This window comes from Legionella bononiensis, from assembly GCF_016786215.1.
GTDB lineage: Bacteria > Pseudomonadota > Gammaproteobacteria > Legionellales > Legionellaceae > Legionella > Legionella bononiensis.
The window spans coordinates 388,133-411,525 of the sequence record NZ_JADOBG010000022.1; the positions used below are offsets into that span (position 1 = coordinate 388,133).

The window sequence follows — 23,393 nt, forward strand, 5'->3', positions numbered from 1 at the left end:
GCAAATAAAGGATGTTTAGATGAAATTTACTATGTTATGTGAACAGCTAGGTCTTAGTGGTCAGGAACCTGATGCAGAAAAACTCCACAAATTGGAGAGCTGGTGTTCTGAGAATGTTTCGCGTGATCTCATATTTTCTGGTTCGTTAAATGAAAAATATGATAATTATCTGAAGTTAGCCGAGACTTATCTAGACAATTTTGCTCTGTATCTCTCTGATGATAGCACCCAACCTATGCCACAGCTTCATGGTGCAACTATTTTTGATACCGTGGTCTCTTTTGGACTGGACAAAGTTCTACTGTCTATGAGGCTATCTAAAGATAGTGTTAATAAAACTAATACCTATGGAATGACTCCCTTACATGTTGCCGCATTAGAGGGATATTATTATACAGTTTGGGTGCTTCTTTCGTTAGGGGCTGATTCAAACCTTAAGAATATGCAATCTCAATTGCCCTTATTTAGCGCTTTAGTACTTCCTGTTTCTTATGCTCCTGAATTAAAAGAAACCAAAATTAAAATTTTTAGGATGTTACGAGAAAAAACACCCACTATGCTGAATTTGCAGGATAATAATGGTGATACCGTACTTCACCTGATGGCTACTCATGGATTCTCTTCATTGCTGGAAGAGAGCGTGAGCTCTAACCCCATGTTAGCTTATATAAAAAATAATAATTCACATTATCCCGTACACACTGCGATTTTAAATGATCAGCTTGATTGCCTGCGGATTCTTTTAAAAGACAAAGACATCAGTATTTTAGCGGATAGTAAGGGTAGGGTAGCACTCCATTACGCAGCCCGTTATAGCGGAAAAGAGATGGTGGAGCTGTGCTGTGATGCCGCACCGACAATTAATCCTCTTGATAATACAGGATTATCACCATTTATGTTGGCTGCAGCAGCCGGCAATGAACTTGCAATGAGCATGCTTATTGATAAAGGCGTTGATGTTCATTTATCTGATATGCAAGGACATTCTGTATTGCACCAGGCGGTCTATCGTGGGGATATAAGTACAGTACAGTGGATTTTGGATCACACGGATATTAACATCAATGCCATTGATAAAAATCATCAGACACCACTTGTACTCAGTGAAGCGATCGGTAACGAAAAAATAATAAACTTGCTTAAAAGCAGAGGGGCTGTTTCTATTAAATAGCTCAGTCAATGATACAATCAGCCTTTAATCATAAAACGTTCAAACTCATCACTCGGAAGAGGTCTACTGTACAGATAGCCTTGCCCAAAACCACAGTCAGCTGCAAACAATAAATCATGATGTTCTTTAGTTTCTATGGTAACACAATGCTTTGATTTGTTTTAAACCAAAAGATCATATTTTGCGCAATTTGCACTATAATATCAATAAGGTTGAAATTTATAGTGTGAAAAAAATGGCTAATGAAAAACATGAAGAGCATGTTCAAGAGTTCGATAATAATGCTTCAAAGGATCAAAAAGGCTCAAAATTATACAATATGTTATTAAGTCAGGTTCCAGAACCATATCAGCAATCTGCTTTGGGAGTCGTGACCTATGGAGTAGGTCTAGGCTTTTCTTTTGCAATGGGATATTTGGGGGATGCTCTTGCGCCTAATGCAGAAGGTACTATGGGGATAAATGTTGATCAGCATATGAGGATTGATTCCATTATCAAGACGGGTACATTAAATCAATACGATGAGTATTATAAACAATGGCAAGATATCGGGGAAAGCCTGTTTATTCAATCAGTTGCTATGGGAAAACAATTATATAATAACACTCCTGGTTTGGCTGATTTTCTAAAAAATACGGTCAAATTGAATACTGCGCATCAAGAAATAGCTCAATCCCAAAGTGCTCCTGAGGAGATTTTGAGAAGAAATATGGAGTTCAAAGATCGTCATAATAAATCAAAAGAGCAATCAGAGCCTCAAATAGATAATCCAGAAGCTGAGGATAGTTCAGATTTAAGACCCTGATAAAAAAACGCATTACAATCAAAACCTGTAGAATTATAGTTCTATATCATTTTCCTTTAAGCCAAAGGTATATCTCAATTTGATTCGATTTAAATGTGTATCCTCTATAGTTATCTGCTTTGATTCACCCTTGTTACAGCAAAGAATTTTAGAGTGGTTTTCGTTGAAAATTTGTTCAATTCGATCTATATTTAATCATAAGATGCTGATCTGAGGGTATTTTAATGACTAACAAACAAAATGAGCAAGATCAAGATCAAGAGCAAAATCAAGAGCAAAATATAGAAACAAACGAACAAGATCCCAATACATTAACTGCTTTTTTTAATGAAGCTGTAGGTGGGCTTATTGAGGATGCAAAAAAGAATTGGAAAAAAGTTGCAAAAGAAGTGTACCGTGATGAATATAAACAGATGAAAAAAGCAGCTCCTGCAGTAGATGTTTTTTTTCATCCCGATCGAGACACAATTGCAAAACATGCGGGAAACCTGTATAGCAAATTTGTAATGAGTGCATTCAAGGAATTCTTAAAAGTAAAAACGGGAGCTGATCCAGAGGATTATATGGATCAAAACGGTTTGGATGCACTGGATGAGATGAAGGAGTTCCATAGGCAATTTGGTGTAATGGCGTCTAAAAAACTCTGGGATTTAACCGAGCATTATATCGTACCCATGTTACCCGGTTTGAAAAAAGAAGAACCCAATTTGAAAACAAGACTGGAATCTGTAAAAACTCAAGATGAACCAGAACACAATACAGATGAAGAACCAGATCACGACGATACACAAAATCTTAAACTTTAGAGCTAAGGTGATCCGATATAAAATTCTGCATTTTTATATTTAATTGGTGTAAGTAGTACTATAAAACTAGTCATTGCACCTTACCACAAACTTAATAGCCTGGATGTCAATTATACAACAGATGGGTATTTGTTATTCATGTAATATAAATATTGAGCACCCAATTTTTCTATAATATAATGATGGCCAAATTATGACATATTTGGCAAATAATTATCTATGAAGCAGAGCAAAAAAATTCAAAATTTTAATTTTATAAGAGACATTTTAAATCAAGAGGAATGGAATCAGTTTGATCCCCGGGAACAAATTGAGAAGGATGATTTTCCTAAAATGAAAATCCATACTCAAAGTTTCAAATGTACCGAATTGTTTGATGTAGATTATTTTAAACAATCACCTGAATTAATGAATCTTGTTTATAAAATTCTTTTGGGTGAATCATTTACTAATGAAACTGAATATTTGCCTTCAAATTACATGGGTGAGGTCATTGCTTCGATTAGAGAGCATGTTGAAAAAAATGATGTTCATCTTAGCACCGAAGACCAAGCGGAACAACGTGATGCTTTAGAATTTATTTTTTCAAAAATTATAGCATTGCGTATCTATAAAGAAATTCGTTATCAGGGAATAGGGTGTAACTTCCTTTCTGTTTCTGAAAAGGATAGAGATAGCTCCTTTCAAAAACTTCTAAACTATCTGAAAATAAAGTCAATACGTGAATTGAATACTCAGTTACCCAGTACTACTGCGGGACAAAAGGCATCAAGATTTTACACCGACGAACACAGACTAAAAGTCTATAATGACCGTTCAAAAAAGACTGTTTTTGATGTATGGAACAGCAGCACTTTATTGTCTTTTTTATCTAATCAGGTTCGTGTTCTTGTTAAAGAAAGAAGAAGCATAATAGCCAAAAAGATTGCAAAAAATAATCAGAATGGAACGCATGGTACAAATACCTTTGATGAAAGGAACATTAAATTTCCAAAATTTAGTAATCGTCGCATGACAAATAAACTAATAAGAAACTTTGGAGTTACAAATTACAAACCTATATTAGTAGGGTTATTAATTAAATTTTTAGGTGAGCGATATCCGGAAATTCCAATTGAACATATGCTTGATCTGTGTTCTGGGTGGGGGGATAGATTAATTGGTTCTTTCGCATCAGCATCATTGGGTTTGAAAAGATATGTAGGCGTTGATCCTCAGGAATTGTTACATGAAAGCTACCAACGTATGGCAGAACAGTTTTCACCACCAGGTTTTTCAACCTTTTTTTATGCCAGTCCAATGGAAGAGTGCACTCAGGAGCAATTAACACCAGAACATACTCCCAATCAATTAATGATGACTTGCCCACCTTATTTCAATCTTGAAAATTATAATGGAAGCAATCAAAGTCACATTAAATATAATGTCTATTCATCATGGAAAGAAAATTTTTTATATAAATTAGTAGGTCAGTCCATTATTTCACTTCAACCAGGTGGTTTTATTGCGATTCATTTGGGTACAAGTAAGGGGCATAATATTCATCTTGACTTCCAAAAGTACGTTAAAAGTCTAAGCTATGTTACCTATTTAGGTGCTTTTCAAACAACGGTTGAAAATTCTGCTTTAATGGTTATGCAATATAAAGGCGATTTTCAACTGTATGCACCTGTACCATCTCGCTGTTCTCCAGCCCCACTCATTCCCCCAGGAAATGCGGATGTTAAATCCGCAGAAGACCAAACATATCAATCTTACTCCAATAATTGGTCTGCTGCTGCCGTCCGGAGACCTTTACCCGAATTCAGATCCATCACTGTCCCTGACTCAGGTGAAAAGCGTAAAATAGACAACTACCCCAATAGAAAAAAGCAGAAGGCAAAAGAATACCCACGCATTACGAATGAGAAAGCAATAGAATTCTATACGCAATTTGCAATGCTCCCAAATCGACTAACTCTATCCAGCGAATTAGTGCACTATGCTCAATGTTTGTATGAATTTCATCATGTACCTAAGCCTGCGATTGATCCAAGTCATCCAGAGCTACAGGTCAATCCCGGTAAGCTTGATCCTAAAAGAGTACTGATTCCTTTCTCAGGAGGAATTGATAGCACTGCAGCAATTTTATGGGCACAGGAAAGGCAGTACGAGATTTATCTATTGCATATTAATGTACTTAATTTTTCAACGGCTTCACTTGAACGAGAGGCAGCTATAAACATAGCGACGCAGTTAGGGTTAATTAATAATTTGATCATTGTGAATCAATCGCCAAATTTGAGAAAACTAAATCTCAAACAAAAGGAGCTAGGACTCAAGGAAAACCCGGCAAAAAATCAGTATATTTGGTTGGTTGCACTAGAATATATGAAAGCGCATGGGTGCGGGACTATTATTATACCAGCACAAGACGACTCACCGTGTACTCATTTCTCAGATACGATAAGCTCCAATGAACTTTTTTTACCTTATGCTCAGTCGATACTTGGAACGCATCAGTTGTTAATTCCATTCAAAACCAAAAAAGAATATGTGAATTTAGTGATGCAACGCGATGATCTAAAAAATTTAGTGTCTTCATGTTTTACGGGGGCACAATTTAGAAAATCGAATCGTCAAAAATATAATGATCACTCTTTATTATGGGATAATGAATGTGGCTCCTGTATGAAATGTAAGAAATTAATAGCGATACGTGACGAGTTATTAACAGCTCCAATTGTAAATCCCACATCGAATAATACCGCATCAAAAGATGAATTCGATAGAGCAGATGAAGCATCTCGTCTCAACGTATTTTCCCAAGCCTTTTACGGAACTCTCTTTCAAGCAAGTCCACTAGGAAAAGCGCCAACAAACAGTAGTGTTTTTGATGAGTGCTTTGTTGAAATTTCTGCTCTTGAGGCTAAAATTCAACACAATATTAGTGCCATGAATCATGATGAGTTTTTTGCTTTTCCGTTTGATGAATTAAACGCATTGCAGGATAAAATAGATCACTTTGAGGACCCAATAATTAAGGGACGATTAGTTCATGAGTTTAACCATAGAATTCAAAGTCAATTAGGAGGTTATCAGGAATATCCTGCTCAAGACCCAGTGAGTATTAACATAGTCAATTCAGCTGTGTAAGTTTTAATGTGTTTTTTTTCTATGATTTTTATCATAGAAAAAAAACACATCCTATCCGTCCCTTGTTGAATTACAACACGCGCTTATTTTGCCCCTTTTAGTGTCAACACATGCCACATGTGGCGCAAAAAGAAACCATGATGCCTATTCAATTTAGTTTTTTAAATTCAATGTTTTATGCTAGCATGCACCCACTTTGGGATTACACATGTTTATCATGTCATAGGGAATATATGTTCAAATTAAAATATTCATTAACGTCACTTTTAATGATTGGTAATAGCTTTGTGTTTGCAGGCGCAATGGGCTCAGCATGCGTGCCTGGCGATGTCAGCATTCCTTGTGACAAAGCAGGCTGGAGCTTCGGTGGGCAAGCATTATATTTGCAACCCTCTTTTGGTGGAAACGGTCTTGGCTATAGTGCATTCAGTTATGGGACTGACAGTTTTGGTACTACTGTAGGTGCCAATAATCCCAACAATACCATCACTAATATTAAACCCGAATGGTCATGGGGATTTCAAATTGAAGGTGCTTATAAGTTTGGTTCTGGCACTGATCTGGATGTAAATTGGTATCATCAGAACAACAGTACCAGTATGTATTTGCCACGCGGCTCTTTATTTTCTGGTAACGCCCCTGCTCTGTATGCGGGACTTATTACGGTTGAACCAACATGGGATGCCGTTAATATTGAACTGGGACAGCACATTGATTTTGATGAAACCAAAATAATGCGTCTTCATGCGGGTATCGATTATTCAAGAGTCAAGACGGTATTTACGAACTATCCTCGACTTCTTCCAGATAGTAGCCCGCTTTTTATCACAACAGATAATATCTCATTCAATGGCTTTGGACCTCGAATCGGTGATGATTTTACTTATTTACTGGGACATGGATTTGGAGTTTATGCAAAAGGCGCGGCTAGCCTATTAATTGGTACTGCCAAACAACAGGTTTCTGGTTATCAAAATTTAGCATTTCCCCAATCATTCAGTACAGGGAATTATGTTCAAACAAATCGTAGCGTTGTAATCACTGAATTAGAGGCTAAATTAGGCCTGAAGTATGATTATCCCACAGCACAGGGACTATGGGGTGTTGATGTGGGTTATATGTGGATCAATTATTTCAATGCACTCGTCAGTCAAACCGGTTCAGGATTAGCAGGCTCTGCCAGCAGTACCAGTTCTGCAGCAAACTTTAATTTAAATGGACTGTATTTCGGTCTGAAATGGGTCAAATAAAGTCAAAACTGACGTAAAGAGGATTTATGTTTAAATTGAAAGGAATAGCCGTAGCTGTATTGATAGTGAATTGCAGCATATCATTTTCTGGCTCTATGGGGCCAATCTGTGAGCCTGGTAAGGTAAAAATCCCTTGTGGAACTAAGGCGTGGAGCTTTGGCGGCACAGCGCTCTATCTACAGCCTTCCTTTGGTGGTAATGGTTTAGGATACACTGCCTATAGCAATTACTCTGGCAATGATAATAATGGTGTCTTTATTGGTACCAGTGGTGCACCCAACCAAATGGTTAATATTGGTCCGAAATGGGGGTGGGGTTTCCAAATCAATGGAACATATCAATTTAAAGCCAATGATTTAGTTGTCAATTGGTATCATCTGAATTCTCATAATAAGGGAAATTTCCCAATAGGATATGCATTTGCGGGCAATAACGATGGATTTTATGCCAGTGAATTTCAAGTGAGAACCAATTGGGATGAAGTTGATATTGAATTTGGACAGCACCTGCAACTCGCTGGAAATAGGTTGTTGCGACTTCATGCAGGGGCGGAATTTGGACGCATTAAAAATCAGTTCGGTAACATCTCCCTGTTGCACCCAACTTCAGTAGTTGCCTATACCACGACGGATACCCTTTCCTATAATGGTTTTGGCCCACGTCTGGGCATTGATCTGGGATATATGCTTGGAGATAGCGTAGGGCTTTACGCAAAAATGGCTGGAAGCATGCTCATAGGTACTGCGAAACAACGGAATAGCGGTTATCAAAACTATCCTTACCCCAATAATCCCATCAGTCCTTTTGTAACGGGTAATTATATTCAATCACTTAACGGTGTCGTAGTTCCTGAGCTGGCAGCCAAACTGGGGGCACAATATGATTGGAGGTTTGAACAAAATATACTAAGTTTTGATATTGGGTATATGTGGATGAATTATTTAAACTCAATTATAAGTTATACAGGCAATGGGATTGTTTTCGCTAATGTTGGCAATAACTCAACAGCTAACTTCAATTTGAATGGAATGTATTTAGGTTTGAAATTGACTGGGAATACCTAACTATTTTTTATAATCCGATTTGATGCGTTTAGCCAATAAATTACAATCGCTGAACGTACGGTTTATTATAGTTTTTCACAAGTTGAAATTCTGTTCCAATGTCCTGGGAATGATGTAATTCAACCGATGTTTATTGAGAGATGGAAATTCAAGCTATGTTAAAGGGATTAAAGGTAATTGATCTGAGTTCGGTGCTTGCAGGTCCATCTGTAGGTACTTTTTTTGCTGAGTTGGGTGCTACCGTAATTAAAATTGAACATCCCATTCATAAAGATGTGACCAGAACATGGAAACTTCCAGAAGAAGACCCTGATGCAGAGATATCTGCCTATTTTGCCAGTGTTAATTATGGAAAAGAGTACCTGTTTTTAGATCTCATGAAAGAAGAAGACCACACCAGTTTTCTTAAGCTTGTTTCAGAAGCGGACATTGTAATCATGAACTTTAAAAAAGACGATGACATCAAGCTTCGAGTACAAGATGAGTTTCTTCTAAGCATTAATCCACGCCTAATCATTGGAAAAATAAACGGCTACGGTGATGATAGCGACCGGGTAGCGTACGATCTGGTACTTCAATGTGAAAGTGGTTTTATGTCAATGAACGGTACCGATGAGAGTGGTCCAGTAAAAATGCCGATCGCGTTAATCGATGTCCTGGCAGCACACCACTTGAAAGAGGCTATTCTTCTGGCGCTCTATAAACGGGAACAAAGTGGGAAAGGCAGGGTTGTCTCGGTCTCTCTTTACGATGCTGCCATTAGCAGTCTTGTCAATCAGGCATCGAATTACTTGATGACGGGACAGATACCACAACGTATTGGATCAAAACATCCTAATATCGCTCCTTATGGCGAGATATTCCGTACAGCGGATGGTGCACTGATTACTTTTGCAATTGGTTCTGATCGGCATTTTAAACGATTATGCGCCGTCCTGGATCTCAAGGATCTACCTGGGAAGAATGAATTCAGGACTAATCAAAACAGGGTAAGGAACCGAGATAAGCTCGCTTCTCTAATCGCTGAACAAACACTGAAATTGCAGAGCACCAGTCTTCTCGAAATCCTGCATGGTGAACAAGTTCCAGCAGGGAAGATTATGGATCTCAAAGAGGTATTTGAAAACGATCGCGCGAAAGCGCTCATCCGGGAAGAACTCATCGAGGATATCCCTACAGCACGTGTTGCTTCGTTTATTTTTAATTTTAAATAGTCAGCGCTATATCATATTATTCAAATTTGTAGCACGAGCGATGGGGGCAAATCAAAGTACGCTAAACAATCTGTGTTTCAATTGAGATTTGGGGATTGCAAAAAACGTTAAGTACGTTGCTTATATAAAAAATTGATAATACCTATAGATAAATGCAGAGAATATTTAAGAAATACTTAATGTTTGGTTAATAAAATATCATTAATTGATCAATCAGGTTTTTTATTGTCCATTTAATCCTGTTTATCAAGAAATTAATAACCAAACAGGAGGCATAGTATGTCAGCAAGTTCTAACCAGGTATCCCAATTAATTGCTTATGATTTTTCTAAAGCTCGTTCTATGGAAACAATCTTTGAACGTATTCAATTATTTTCTCAGGAGGAATTTAAAAATTTTCTTAAACACGTTCGAGAAAATCCGGTTGAGTTTTTAAAACAAAACAAGAGATGCTTTTTAAGTGAGTGTTGGTGTGAAGGCTCAAGAGCTCACTCTCGAAAGGATTCAACACTACGACAAGAGTTTGAACAGAGAGTGGTGGATGCAGTAGCTCATTTGGATCGAAGTACTCCAATTAATTTATTAAGTATAGGAAGTGGTGGTTTGTTTCAGGATTTCATGGTTCTACTTAAATTACATGAGATGGGATTTACTACCATCCATTTGGATTCTGTAGAAAAAGAACGTGACATGTATCCGATGTTATTACAACACATTATTTCCAAGTGGAACACGGAATGTGGTGTTGATATTACTTTTCGTTCAGTGGAAGAAATTAGTGCACTTCCAGCCGATAGAAGTTATCACACTGTTTATGCTGTGGATTTGGAAGAAATGCAGCATTATCTAGGGCTTGATTTCTCGCAAAGACAGATAAACGATGTGAGCTATATGCAATATAATGATGGTGTCAGCCTGGCTACATTAATGGCAGAGGCATTATCCAGATTGTCAACGCATGAGCGGTCTTTGTTCTGGATGTCATGTGGCAGGGATGTGATTGCATATAATGGTGTGGAGGATTTTTCAAAATCACACATGATTTCATTCTTTGAGCACTATTTGAAAGAGAACCATCAGTTTGACGGATTTTGCATTAATGCGAATATTGCCAACGTTGTTCATCATCTACCCTATTTGCTGGCTCAGAAAAAGCCCATATTGCTTGATGCATCCATTGCAAGCGAGACTACCCTGAGTGCAGTACAACAATTTCTGCAATCAAGGGGTTTAGAAGCCTATATTTTAACAAGGGCTGAAATTGACCAGCAAATTGTCTCTCGTCCGGGAAGCACATTGCTTGTTATTGATGATTCATTTTATAATCCATCCTCATTGGATGAGGACCGTTCTTATCGTCTTTCAGTTCCTCATTATAGAACACGATTAAGTCAGAATTCATTTAATGAAACCCGCGTCGCTGCATTCAATTACGGAAAAATTATTCCGATGCCATTTGATATCGTATCGGTACAACCAAAACCTGAAAAACCGTTTGTGGCAGTCTCTTCAAATGGTGCATTACCATGTGAAGAATACTACAGCAGTTTTGATAACAGTATGCCGTTGAATGGGTATAGCTTTTTCACTCCGCCTGAATCTCCTAAGAGAATTTCCGAAGGTGTCAATGCCATGACAAAAGAAGTCATTCAAATAATAACTGATCAGCGTTCTATGATGAGTCCATTGTAACCATGCTCAGGCATCAGGAGTACATCTCGTAAGATTTACTCCTGAATGATGCATACACTTTTATTTTTGCTCAGGTAAATCAAGTAGATCATATGTTTTACCTTGTGCCTATTATTTCCACGAAAGAATCTTTGGTGGAGTATGAGACGGGGCTAGTGTCTCTCCGGCAGGCCATCCAAGGATAATCGCGGCTTGAGCTTTCATGCTGGTCGGGATTTCTAATTCGTGCTTCCATTCTGGCAAGTTTAATCCAGAGAGGGCAAATCCAATAACACATGAGCCCAGTCCTTTAGCATACGCGGCAAGCATTAAATTTTCAGCAGCGAGCCAGCACTCAGCTTTTACAAATGGGCCTGAATAAGTGCTGTATATAACAATTAATGTGCTTGCGTTATAAAATACGTTATAGTCTGGTTGTTTTATTACATCAAGAATATGTTTTGTTTGTTCTGTTTTGTATTTTAGTTTTTCATCAAGTAACGCTTTTTTACAATCATTGGACAATCGATCCAATCGATCTTTCTTTTGAATTACGGCAAATGCTCTGGGTTCTTCATGCAGAGCAGTAGGAGCTTGTATCGCTGCGTCTAATAAAGTATGAATCAGATCTAAGCTCACTTTAGTAGGAAGGTAATCGCGAACAGCTCGACGATTATAGAGAGCATCCATTACATCCACAGTTTTATTTTCGTTTTCAATGTCTGATGAGTTTTTCATAGCTAATCCATTATTTTGCTCAATGATGTATTTAGTATAGTCTGCCTTTCTAATTAAAATTAAAAGAGGCTCATTAAATTATTTCGCTTTGTAAGACTGATTTTTATATCCATTTCCACATTAATTTTCTTTTAATCAGTTCTACCAGAAACAGATAGGTAACCGTCGCTGTAATAAGAAAGAGAAAATAGGTTGCTGGCAGTGGTATGAATCCCAAAAGAGGGGCTATGGGTGTAAATGGCAAAAGGACTCCAATTGCAACACAAAGGAGTACTGTTGATATCAAGGGTATGCTGGGTTTGCTTTGCCAGGGATTTTTAACAGAACGAATAACAAATACCACCAGAGTTTGGGTTGCCAACGATTCAACAAACCAACCCGTTTGAAATAATGCTTCTGTTGCTGCAAAAACCTTCAGCATGATGAAAAAAGTAATGAAATCAAAAAGTGAACTAATAGGGCCAATATAAAACATAAATTTACGAATTATACCGATATCCCAATGCTTGGGTTTTTGCGTAAAACTGCGATCAACATTATCAGTCGGAATGGTAATTTGAGAGCAATCATAAAGCAGATTATTTAAAAGTATTTGAGACGGTAACATAGGTAAAAAGGGTAAAAAGAGAATAGCGACAGCCATACTTAACATATTTCCAAAATTAGAGCTGGTGCCCATCATCAGATATTTCATCACGTTTCCGAATGATTTACGACCTTCAATTATTCCATCCAGTAATACACTTAAATGATGTTTTAATAAGATGATATCTGCAGCTTCGCGAGCCACATCGACAGCGCCTGCAACGGAAATTCCCACATCCGCACTGCGCAGTGAAGGGACATCGTTAATTCCATCGCCAATATAACCGACAACATGACCGCGAGAGCGCAATGCGCTGATGATGCGTTGTTTTTGCATGGGGGAGATGCGCGCAAATACATCCACTTGCTCTGCAATTGAGCCTAATGCGGAGTCACTGATATGCTCTAATTCTTCACCGAGGACTATGGTGCCTGAATCAATCGAAACTTTGTTGCAGATATGGCGTGTAACTAATTCATTGTCTCCCGTAATAATTTTTATCTTCACCCCTTCCTGATGCAATTCTTTTATTACGGCAGGAATGTCTTTAAGTGGCGGATCTAAAAAGGCAAGAAATCCAGCTAAGACCAAGTCTTTTTCATCCCGTGCATGATAAGAGGGTTGTTTGGTTATATTTCGATAAGCAACAGCCAATACCCTGTAACCCTGTTCGCTTAATGACAAAAAAGTCGCTTCAAACATTTTACGATGTTCATCATCCAATACCTGGTTTTTGCTTTCGTTATCATAATGGGTGCAGGCTTTTATTATGTACTCTGGCGCACCTTTGGTTATAAGAATATGAGCGTCATTTTTTTCAATAACCACACTGGAGCGGCGTCGCTCAAAATCAAATGGAATTTCATCGATTTTGTTGTAGGGTTGTACATCCGGGTGATCATGTTTCAAGATCGCTACATCAAGTGGGTTAATGTTTGCTTTTTTTAATACAGCAATATTAAAAGGACTGGGTATTTCAGTTCCAAATAAACTGTTCAAATAGGCCAGTAACATCACATATTCAGATTTTTTTCCAAAAGGATCAATGTGTTGCTCTAATATCATTTCCCCACTGGTTAAGGTTCCCGTTTTATCACTGCACAGTATATCGATGCTGCCAAAATTCTGAATTGCTGACAGGTTTTTAACAATGACGTCTTTCTTTGCCATATGAAGGGCGCCAGCTGCGAGAGTTACAGTAGTAATCATGGGCAATAATTCGGGAGTCAGGCCTACTGCCAGGGCAACAGAAAATAATAATGACTCAAGCAATGATCGCTTAAGATATATGTTGACTGAGAAGACAAATATCACCAGAAAAAACACTACTTTCATGATAAATATGCCAAATCGAGTTATCCCTTTTTCAAACTCTGTACGCGGTGTCGCTTTTGTGAGCGCTTCAACTATGTGACCAAATTGAGTGTTTTGTCCGGTAGAAATTACAACAGCCATTGCTGTACCGCTAACAACAGATGAACCTGAAAAAACAGCATTACTTGCCTCAGATGGGTTTTTAAGTCTGGTGGTTTGTGCAACAGCTTCTTTTTCTACAGGCAGTGATTCACCAGTAAGGGCAGCTTGTTGAATATGCAGGTCTCTGGCTTTTATCAATAATGAATCTGCTGGTACTACATCACCCGCTATGAGTTGAATAATATCCCCTGGCACCAGTTCTCGACAAAGAATTTCCTGCCATTGATTGTCACGTAATACATTGGCCGTGGTCGCAATGTGCGTTTGAAGTTTTTTAACGGCAAGCAATGATCGATGGCTCTGAAAATAATCCAGGCCAACACTCATAACCACCATTGTAACAATGATACTGGAATTGACTATATTCCCAGTAAAGGCTGAAACCAGAGCAGCAATTAACAAGATGGCAACTAAAGGATTAAGTGAATGAGAGATGGCTTCAAAAATAAGTAAATGATAGGGTTTACGGACATATTCATTCAGTCCGGATAATTCCTGCCTTTTCTGTGCTTCAAGACTGGTCAGTCCTTGTAGAGAGCTATCCATTTGGGTTAGCACTTGTTCGGGGCTAAGAGTGACTAATGTTGATAAATCTCTATTCATATTATTCGTCCTGGATATACATTATGAAGTTATCCTAAAATGACTATGAGATGAAGCTTTTTTATTTCTTGTACACTATAGTGTAAAAAGAGGTGGGTGATGTTAATAAATAACGTCCAAGATGACATCTTGATAGTGAACACCCAGAAAATCCTATGCGCAATATCTTTAATAAGATGATTCAACTACATAAAGCCGGTTTTCGTCAGGAGCATGAAGCGACCTGCGGTCCTGCTTCAATTATTCTTGCAACATTAGGCCTGGGTTTAGAACAAAAACACGAATCAGAGTGGATAAGCACTCGTTTTTCCCGGTTTATGCCCGTTCACCAATTTTTAGAACGAGGAATGGCCTTGCATGAACTGCATTTTATTTCCGAGCTTATTTATGAAAACAGGCTTGATATAAGGACTCAACGCGCTTATGAAGAACATTTTCCCTTGTTTTTAAACGATGTAAAAAAATCGGTACAAGAAAAAAAGTCGGTCATCATCGTTAATTACAGACAGGATGATTTCGTATCTAATGTTGTATCATGCTCGCAGGGTAACCCTCATTACTCGCCTATAGTTGGGTGGGATGCTAAAGAAGAGAACGTATTGCTATGCGATATTGATTCATCCATTCAAGATTTGTATTGGGTGAATATTCAAACTCTTTATCACTCCATGAGTCAGTACAACCCGGTCTTTAATCTTCCCAGAGGATGGTTAGTGCTAAAAAAAAGGAATGAATCCGGAGTTACAAACAACTCCGAATCAATTCCTTGAAATCACTATAACTATCGAATTATGGCTCAATTAGGTTCACAGATGGTGTGGTGTTGTAGTGTTCTTGAATGAATAATAATTAATCGAAATAAGCGTGCAACGAAATCAGGATCGATTGCGTAGGATTGTGACACATTTTGATAGAATTCAAAATTCTTTTTTTCCTGATTCATATCAATAATTGATTTACCTTCCAGCTGTTTTAAACGCGCAATTTTTTTACACAAGTCCTGGCGAAGCGCTAAATTCCTGATAATGGCACAATCGGTTTCTTGAATGTGTTCTCTCAATTGTTCGATAGTTGACATAGGCAGTCCTAAGGTTGAGTTTCGCTCCAGTGACGAATTAAATAGCCATGCTCCAACTGATTTACGTCTTGAATATTGGCTGGAATGCACACCACATGACCGCTTCCAGGAGCTCGTTGCATTGAGTGACCTTCAGTGCTTTCGATGGCTTCGAGCGGAGCAATGTAATTACCGGTCGGCAGCATGACTTCAAGAGTATCGCCTATAGAGAATTGATTTTTTACTTGGACTTTGAGCAGTTGTTTACTGCAGTCATAATCCAGCAATTCACCGACTACCTGCTGTTTTATACCTGTTTCATTGCGATCTTTATAACTTTGATATTCCTCGGGAACGTGTCGACGATAAAAACCTTCTGTGTATCCTCTGAGTGATAATCCTTCCAGAGCATCCATGAGACTCCAGTCAAATGGTTTGCCAGCAATCGCATCATCAATCGCCTTTCGATACAACTGGGTCACGCGGGCCACATAAAAATCTGATTTGGTTCGACCTTCTATTTTTAAACAATCAATACCCATTTGAGCAAGTTGTTCCACATGCTGAATTGCTCTTAAGTCCTTCGAGTTAAAAAGATAAGTCCCATGCTCATCTTCTTCCATGATATTCAGTTCTCCCTCGCGTTGAGGAGACTGTTGAAATAGAGCAGTCCTGCTTTCTACACGAGCATTACCCCATTCATCTTCTGTGCTTTCTTTTACTTCATAGTTCCACCGGCATGCATTAGTGCATGCACCTTGATTGGGATCACGGTGATTAAAATAACCGGATAAGAGACAGCGTCCGGAATGAGCCATACATAAGGCGCCATGCACAAATACTTCCAATTCAATATCCGGACAATAGTCTCGTATGGCTTGAATTTCTTTTAAAGACAACTCTCGAGATAAAATGACTCGTTCAAGCCCCAGAGAGTGCCAAAATTTCACTGCAGCATAATTCATCACATTAGATTGAACGGACAAATGAACCGGTTGATCAGGCCATTGTTCTCTAACCATCATAATGAGTCCAGGATCTGCCATGATGAGAGCGTCTGGCCCCGCTTCAATCACTGGCGCCAGATCCTCCAGATACGTATTGATTTTATTGTTTTGGGCAATAATATTACTCGCGACAAAAAATAATTTACCCTGGGCATGCGCTTCATTAATCCCTATAACCAATTTTTCATGAGAAAACTCATTATTTCTAGCGCGAAGACTATAACGAGGTTGACCGGCATAGACTGCATCTGCGCCATATGCAAAGGCTCTTCGCATGCGTTTTAACGAGCCTGCAGGAGACAATAATTCTGGAGATTTTATGTTCATAATGTAACTCGTATAAAATAATTCAATATCACTATCTGTAGGGTAAAAGGCCAGAAGAGTGTTCTTCAGACGATTGTTTACGTTCAGAATTTATGTTTTGGCTTCTTTAAAAGTTGACCAATGTTTGCTCTCAAAATCGTATAACTTGCAACTCTTAAAAATATTGAGCACGTAACGTAATTTAAATTGATACTCATGAACGTATTCCCCGTATTTAACTTTTAATGCTTGGTGAGCTTGAGGTAAGTTATAAAAAGGAATTCTGGGATCGAGGTGGTGAGGGACATGTATCATGATGTTATGCAATAATACTCGTGATAGTTTTGAACAATGAATGATCGTACTGCAGTACAAAGCGCCAACAGAATGAGACCATTCTGCTTTTAAATCAAAGAAAGGGATATCGGGATGTGTATGATGCAAATAGACAATTATGGCGATGAAATAATTAAAAACAATAAACGGTACCACTACAGCGACAGCAACACCCACAATGCCTCCAGCAAAAATATATGCCAACACAGACATCGCTAGCCCATAAAACAGCACTATTAGTTTACCATTGCGATAATATCGACGTTCCTGTTTCTCTTTACCCGGATTAAAACACAACATTTGCTCCCACCATATCCGGCGCAAATAATGGAACGCAGAGGTGAAAAAGCAGCGTTCTATCCGATAGAGGACGCGTTGAATACTGGAAAGTGATTGATACTCCTTTCGTGTCAGGGGGCGCCATATCCAATCAATTGGAGAAAAAGAGGCGAAACCATGATGAACCTTATTATGACCGAAGGACCACATTCGATACACATTTAATGAAGGAAGCATCGCTATTGTTCCCAGCATTTCGGCAATTTTGCTGTTTTTAAACAACGCGCCATGAGCCGCATCATGAGCCCAAACAAACAGCATGGCTGTAGCAACACCTGCAATCACACCACCAATCAGTTGGAATTCCAGATGACTACTCAAAAAAACAAGAGCAAGTCCTCCTAAAAACAGTATGAGATCAAAAAAATACCAAAATAGATTTTTAACCTGAGATTGCTTATAACATTCATGCGGAATGCTGGTGCGAGCCACAGATGATTTTATTTCCTTTACTTGCTTCCATAATTTATTTGACTGGATGGATTTCATAAGACACTACCTTTTTATACAGCGTTGGCCAAGGCCACTAAGGGACAAGTCCTGTTTTATACGTCATCTACGCAAAGACGCTTGGGAATACGGGCATTTATTGAGTCATTTTATAGACCTTCGTTAATTCAACCTGAGCAAAAATTACGTCATCCTCGCGAAAGCGGGGATCCATGCATCAATGTGGCATAGTGCTCACTTTGGCCAAAGAACCCAATCGTGTTGAGGATGACAAACTTATTATTCGGGGTATTTTAGATGGATTTTCAGGAATGACCTTGATCTACATCATGGAAATGTAAAAGTAACGTTCAGGATTTACGAAAAATGCCCTGATTCTTCATGACGGAACAGTGTTCCATATCCGCAATGAGTTTTAATTGTTCGGGTTGCAAAAGTTGAATGTTCTTCTGATCAATCGCAATCAGTTTATTTTTTTTAAATTGAGCGAGAAGACGGCTAATCGTTTCTGCGGTAAGCCTTAAATAATTACCTATATCTTGACGAGACATAGGCAGAAGAAATTGCAATTGCATTTCTAATGGATGTAATCGAGTGGCTAAATCAATTAGAAAAGCAGCAAGTCGTTGTTCCGCGGTGATGTAACATAAATAGGAACCTACACTCAGTTGTTGGCTCATTAAATATAAAATATGCTTTTGCAAAGACGGATTTAATTGCAGTAACTCAAGGAAATTATCGTAGGGAATTTCACAAACGACAGTATCGGACAAAGCAACGGCTGAAAAAAGGTAGTGCCGTGAATAAATGGCTTCAAAGCCCAGAACTTCCCCGGCAAAATAAAAACCCTGAATTAATTCATTTCCATTCGCATCAACTTGATAGGTTTTTAAAGTTCCACGTTGAATCGCATACAGGTTTCGAAACATATTTTGAGGAAGATATAGGGGTTCATTCTTTTTTAGATGATGGTGTTGTTTTACCGTATGATTATTTTGATTTATCCAATCCAATGAGTTCTCTTCCGCAATGCAAAAAGGAGAGAAAGTACAATGTTCGCAGGTTGATGGATTGGTGTCGTTGTCTGTCATTGGTGAATCTTCATAAAGCGCTTCAATGGAGTCATTGCATCATGTACGGGGCTCAAGTTTTTTATTATATCATTTTTTTCCATGATGTAGATCAAGGTCATACCTGAATACGGCCGATAGAATCCTCAATAAGTACTATTCGAGGTGGAAACGAACATGAATAACATCACTCAAGTTACATCCTATTTATCGGATTTACAAAGTTCAATCTGTCAGGAATTGATTCTGATCGATGACAACGCCAGCTTTATAGCAGACAACTGGGAGGATCCCAATTTGGGTTATGGAGTGAGTTGTGTGATTGCAAATGGCGACGTTTTTGAAAAAGCCGGAGTGAATTTTTCCCATGTCAAGGGGAAGCATCTGCCGGGCTCCGCTACAGAGAAAAGGCCTGAACTCAGTGGCTATGAGTTTGAAGCGGTGGGTGTTTCGCTCGTTATTCATCCTGTAAATCCCTTTGTACCTACAACTCATGCGAACTTTAGACTGTTCATGGCTACGAAGGAGGGGGCTGAACCTGTTTGGTGGTTTGGGGGCGGATTTGATTTGACCCCTTATTATGGCTTTGAAGAGGATTGTGTCTATTGGCACGCCAAAGCGAAAGAGGCGTGTGACCCCTTTGGCGATGAGGTGTATTCAGACTTTAAACAATGGTGTGATGATTATTTTTTCATCAAACACCGTCAAGAACCAAGAGGGATAGGCGGGTTATTTTTTGATGATCTGAACAAGTGGGACTTTGAAACATGTTTTAATTTTTTACAATCAGTTGGCAATCAATTTATGAAAGCCTATGTGCCAATTGTCATGCGTCGCTACAACATCCCTTATTTTGAACGGCAAAAAGATTTTCAATTATATCGACGAGGTCGTTATGCAGAATTTAACCTGGTTTACGATCGCGGAACAGCTTTTGGTCTGCAAACAGGAGGAAGGATTGAGTCAATTCTCATGTCTTTACCCCCTAAAGCATCCTGGGTTTACGATTGGCAGCCTCAATCTGGAACTGAAGAAGCGAAACTATATACCCATTTTTTGACTAATAAAAACTGGCTTGGTCTTAGGATGTAACAAGGGGCCAGGGAGGGCAGAATTGAAAGGCACTGACTTAAGGAACATCGCTAGCAAATGCAGGTTGGTGCTGAGCGTAGCGAAGCCCGACAACGGAGCGTAGCGACTTCCCTGCACTTCGTTTAGCACCAGCTTATGAAGGGACTATTTACACTATATATTCCTTAAGTCAGTGCCATTCGGGGCAGTGTTTTATAGAAATTTATTTAGGGTTTGTTGACATTTCGCCTTTATAAACACCCACGTCACGTTGGTGTTTATAGAGTACGAGTTAACAGCCCTTTGTCATAGGGAAATGCACATGTTTGAAATACCGGAATTTAGTCTTCCAGACTTAACAAAACATCAAAAATCGAAATTTTTGCGTTATGCGCGACAGGTTCTTGAAGCCCAGCAACACATGATGACTCCGGGCGTAAACAATATTATTCAATATACCTTAGAGAAAAAAAGTCGTCATCAACATATGGACCATTACCCTAAGGGTGATCGGATCGATCATGTTACTGGAGCTCAGTATTTCTATCATTGTCATCGCGAAAATTTTGAAACAGAAGAACACGGACATTTTCATTGTTTTTTGCGCTATGGTCATATTCCGCAACACATGAAACCAACACCGTTACCGGACTGGGATAAACACATTGACAATCCAATGACGCATCTTGTTGCCATTGCAATGAATCGCTATGGCCAGCCTATTCGTTTATTCAGCGTTAATCGATGGATAACCCATGAAATCTGCTACGATGCAGAACATACTTTGAATTTCATAAGACGCTATAAGATGACAAAGAACGACAGTGCGTATTGGCAGGTACTTGATCGCTGGGTGGAAGGGATGCTTCATTTATTTGCGCCTCAAATTCAGTGGGTCAATAACGCACGGGATCGAGTCATTTCACAGTACAAGACAACTCATTTTGATAGCAATCCTTATGAAGATCATCAATTGGAAGTGTTGTCTGAAATTCCAATTAATTTAAACAAACAAATCCAATGGATTTTGGAGGCTGACAGGGTTGAATCAGTTTGATAGGGGAGCCATTAGACCAACCGATTTATGGCTTGTTAGAAACCAAAATAATGCTATGCTCTCACTCCAAAGGTACGTCATCCAGAGCGCGTTTTTTGCGCGAAGGATCTCCCGGCAGTGGCACAATCTCTGCTAAATCGATGGGGATACATCAGATCCAGAGCGCGTTTTTTTGCGCGAAGGATCTCCCCGCAATGTCACCGTTTCTGCTAAATCGATGGGTATAAATCGTTACTTCGGTTTTTATAATTCCAATTGACTTGAATAATGTGATTGTTTAAGATGGCGACGGCTCGGAATTGCCTAATGGAAACTACGGAGTTGTATCATGAAGAAACAAAATAAAATCCAACCTACTAAATTAATGGAATGCCTCGTTCCTTTTGTTATCAGACATCAGGTTGTACTCATCGCTTTTCTTTTACTTTATTTAATTTGTTCTAATTTTGCTTTTTTAAGTTAATTAATTTTTATTTTTTATTTTGAGAATTTTAAGTTTATCAGAACTAATTGATTAAGTTTGTAAAGGATTATGCTGTGAAAAATCTGTTGTTATTATTTTTTATTTTATATTGTTCCTCCTCGGTGTCTCTTGCTCAATCTTATGTAAGTATGATATTTAGAAAGAGTCCTCCATCGACTGTTTTTTACGGTGAGACGGTACGCATTCCAGTGCAAATGGATGTAGCAGTGCATTGGTGGGCAACACCTGGTGCCTCCCTTACTTGCAAGCAATGGGACTTACCGATAGGTAGTAGTCTTCAATATACCTCGGGAGATTGTCGTCAGTTTACGGATGATGTGTATAATAAAAATCCCCATCCATTTACCTGCTATTTCGATATCGTTATTCCAGGCAATTCCTTTGGGACTGTAGCAGGGGCATTAAAATTTAATACGTGCAAAACATCCCCTTATTTGGATCGCTTTTTTTTCTCCCCAAACTTTTCAGTCCAGGTGATTCCTCATGGAATATCAATGTCAACTATCCCAATCCAAGAAGCTACTGCAAATATCCATTTTGAATATAACCTTAAATCGGCAGTAAAATTTTATGATGAAAACGTAAAGGCAGGTTATCCTCCGAAAGGCATAGTGAGTCCAGAAAAACTAGATGGATTATCCTTTGATCCGAACAATTTTTCTATTTCTGGAACACCAACTCGCACTGGAACGTACTTGTTTAAAGTAGGAGCTTATAACAGTTATGGTACAGCAGCTTTTGTGGATTTTAGAATACAGGTTCAGGTCAATGAAAAAGACAAGCCTGTTTTTAAACAGAACTATCCAATACCCAGTGCCTTACCCGAGCAAAAATACAGTCTAAATCTCATGGAATTAATTGAACCGCAAGCGAGATTCATGCAAACCAATCAGATTTCATTTCGCATCGACCCCAATTCGATTCATCCTGACTGGTTAAAAATTTCAAGTGATGATCCGACTCGTCTGGAAGGGATAGTACCTTCTGGTGCAGCAGGTAAGGAAGTAGAAGCCACTCTTATTGCCTCTTCAAATACAGGTGGTGATTGTTTAAAACCGTTAACGATAAAAATTTCTGTTGCTTCTGACCCAGCCAAAAAGCCAGTAATTAATTCATTTGAGCTGGAGAAATTGGCCGGAGCCAATATTTATGAAGACTTGTCAGGCTACATTAATGATCCTGCTCACGATCCTGACATTAAATTAATTTTGGATAAGGTAGAGCCTGCTGCAACCTGGCTTAGGATTAATTCTCTAAATCCAATGATATTGGAAGGAACTGTTCCTGATGATGCTACAGGCCAGAAGTATTTACTTACTTTGCGAGCTAATACTTCAACTGGTGGTAGCTCAGAGCCTGTAACTATTCCTTTGCAAATCATTATTGATAAAGCACGGGTACCACGATTTAAATCAGCTAAACCTTTGCTGCCCTTGGTCTATCCGGGACAGCCTTATTATTATGATTTTGTAGCAAATAAAGATATCTATCCTGATTATCGGGATGCTCCTTATGTGATTCGTTTTGCTGAAGACTTTATTCCTCCAGACTGGATGCGTTTGGAAGATAACAAATTAACTTCAGATATGGTTCCCCCAGAGATTGTTAATGATGATTTAGAAATAAAAATAGTGATAAAAAATATTCCAGGTGGTTTATCGAAAGAATATTTATTGAGTTTAACTTTTATGAATTAA

The 23,393-nt window shown here is 38.6% G+C and carries 20 protein-coding genes; 14 read left to right on the forward strand and 6 right to left on the reverse strand.

The window, feature by feature from the left end:
* Positions 1-19: 19 nt before the first annotated feature.
* From IZU94_RS15285 to IZU94_RS15320, 8 genes are all read left to right on the forward strand, one after another.
* Complete coding sequence (locus IZU94_RS15285; protein ID WP_203112545.1) at positions 20-1,171, forward strand: ankyrin repeat domain-containing protein; 1,152 nt, start codon at positions 20-22, stop codon at positions 1,169-1,171.
* 235 nt (positions 1,172-1,406) lie between these two features.
* Entirely contained in the window at positions 1,407-1,976 is a 570-nt protein-coding gene (locus tag IZU94_RS15290; protein ID WP_203112547.1) for a hypothetical protein, read from the forward strand.
* 224 nt (positions 1,977-2,200) lie between these two features.
* The gene (locus IZU94_RS15295) at positions 2,201-2,782 is read left to right on the forward strand and encodes a hypothetical protein (protein WP_203112549.1); all 582 of its coding nucleotides are present in this window, start codon (positions 2,201-2,203) and stop codon (positions 2,780-2,782) included.
* A gap of 219 nt (positions 2,783-3,001) precedes the next feature.
* Positions 3,002-5,917 (forward strand): 7-cyano-7-deazaguanine synthase, encoded by a 2,916-nt coding sequence (locus IZU94_RS15300; RefSeq protein WP_203112562.1) that lies wholly within the window; start codon positions 3,002-3,004, stop codon positions 5,915-5,917.
* 233 nt (positions 5,918-6,150) lie between these two features.
* On the forward strand, positions 6,151-7,167 hold the full coding sequence (locus tag IZU94_RS15305; RefSeq protein ID WP_203112564.1) for an Lpg1974 family pore-forming outer membrane protein: 1,017 nt from the start codon (positions 6,151-6,153) through the stop codon (positions 7,165-7,167).
* A 26-nt stretch (positions 7,168-7,193) separates the two neighbouring features.
* Positions 7,194-8,231 carry an Lpg1974 family pore-forming outer membrane protein gene (locus tag IZU94_RS15310; RefSeq protein ID WP_203112566.1) on the forward strand — a complete coding sequence of 346 codons (1,038 nt, stop codon included), beginning with the start codon at positions 7,194-7,196 and terminating at the stop codon, positions 8,229-8,231.
* Between the two features lie 155 nt (positions 8,232-8,386).
* On the forward strand, positions 8,387-9,445 hold the full coding sequence (locus IZU94_RS15315; protein WP_203112569.1) for a CaiB/BaiF CoA transferase family protein: 1,059 nt from the start codon (positions 8,387-8,389) through the stop codon (positions 9,443-9,445).
* Between the two features lie 279 nt (positions 9,446-9,724).
* Positions 9,725-11,137 (forward strand): hypothetical protein, encoded by a 1,413-nt coding sequence (locus IZU94_RS15320; protein ID WP_203112572.1) that lies wholly within the window; start codon positions 9,725-9,727, stop codon positions 11,135-11,137.
* A 111-nt stretch (positions 11,138-11,248) separates the two neighbouring features.
* Here the strand turns inward: IZU94_RS15320 and IZU94_RS15325 are convergent, their stop codons facing one another.
* Complete coding sequence (locus IZU94_RS15325; protein WP_203112575.1) at positions 11,249-11,854, reverse strand: nitroreductase family protein; 606 nt, start codon at positions 11,852-11,854, stop codon at positions 11,249-11,251.
* A gap of 103 nt (positions 11,855-11,957) precedes the next feature.
* On the reverse strand, positions 11,958-14,519 hold the full coding sequence (gene mgtA, locus IZU94_RS15330; RefSeq protein ID WP_203112589.1) for a magnesium-translocating P-type ATPase: 2,562 nt from the start codon (positions 14,517-14,519) through the stop codon (positions 11,958-11,960).
* 155 nt (positions 14,520-14,674) lie between these two features.
* Between mgtA and IZU94_RS15335 the strand changes: the two genes are divergently transcribed.
* Entirely contained in the window at positions 14,675-15,289 is a 615-nt protein-coding gene (locus tag IZU94_RS15335) for a phytochelatin synthase family protein (protein WP_203112592.1), read from the forward strand.
* Positions 15,290-15,315: 26 nt separating this feature from the next.
* Here the strand turns inward: IZU94_RS15335 and IZU94_RS15340 are convergent, their stop codons facing one another.
* The 3 genes from IZU94_RS15340 to IZU94_RS15350 form a co-directional block, all read right to left on the reverse strand.
* Positions 15,316-15,597, reverse strand: coding sequence for a chorismate mutase (locus IZU94_RS15340; RefSeq protein WP_203112595.1), 282 nt, complete (start codon positions 15,595-15,597; stop codon positions 15,316-15,318).
* 8 nt (positions 15,598-15,605) lie between these two features.
* On the reverse strand, positions 15,606-16,910 hold the full coding sequence (trhP, locus tag IZU94_RS15345) for a prephenate-dependent tRNA uridine(34) hydroxylase TrhP (protein ID WP_238400286.1): 1,305 nt from the start codon (positions 16,908-16,910) through the stop codon (positions 15,606-15,608).
* 90 nt (positions 16,911-17,000) lie between these two features.
* Positions 17,001-18,053 (reverse strand): fatty acid desaturase, encoded by a 1,053-nt coding sequence (locus tag IZU94_RS15350; protein ID WP_203112598.1) that lies wholly within the window; start codon positions 18,051-18,053, stop codon positions 17,001-17,003.
* A 173-nt stretch (positions 18,054-18,226) separates the two neighbouring features.
* Here IZU94_RS15350 and IZU94_RS18350 point away from each other — a divergent pair, with 173 nt between their 5' ends.
* Complete coding sequence (locus tag IZU94_RS18350) at positions 18,227-18,355, forward strand: hypothetical protein (RefSeq protein ID WP_255541643.1); 129 nt, start codon at positions 18,227-18,229, stop codon at positions 18,353-18,355.
* Between the two features lie 9 nt (positions 18,356-18,364).
* On the opposite strand, the gene IZU94_RS15355 is transcribed toward IZU94_RS18350, so the two are convergent.
* The gene (locus tag IZU94_RS15355; protein WP_203112601.1) at positions 18,365-19,105 is read right to left on the reverse strand and encodes a helix-turn-helix domain-containing protein; all 741 of its coding nucleotides are present in this window, start codon (positions 19,103-19,105) and stop codon (positions 18,365-18,367) included.
* Between the two features lie 156 nt (positions 19,106-19,261).
* Between IZU94_RS15355 and hemF the strand changes: the two genes are divergently transcribed.
* From hemF to IZU94_RS15370, 4 genes are all read left to right on the forward strand, one after another.
* Positions 19,262-20,176 (forward strand): oxygen-dependent coproporphyrinogen oxidase, encoded by a 915-nt coding sequence (hemF, locus tag IZU94_RS15360; protein ID WP_203112604.1) that lies wholly within the window; start codon positions 19,262-19,264, stop codon positions 20,174-20,176.
* A 301-nt stretch (positions 20,177-20,477) separates the two neighbouring features.
* On the forward strand, positions 20,478-21,212 hold the full coding sequence (locus IZU94_RS15365) for a DUF6969 family protein (protein WP_203112607.1): 735 nt from the start codon (positions 20,478-20,480) through the stop codon (positions 21,210-21,212).
* A 328-nt stretch (positions 21,213-21,540) separates the two neighbouring features.
* Positions 21,541-21,675, forward strand: a complete 135-nt coding sequence (locus IZU94_RS18355) for a hypothetical protein (protein ID WP_255541644.1) — start codon at positions 21,541-21,543, stop codon at positions 21,673-21,675.
* A gap of 74 nt (positions 21,676-21,749) precedes the next feature.
* Complete coding sequence (locus IZU94_RS15370) at positions 21,750-23,393, forward strand: putative Ig domain-containing protein (RefSeq protein ID WP_203112614.1); 1,644 nt, start codon at positions 21,750-21,752, stop codon at positions 23,391-23,393.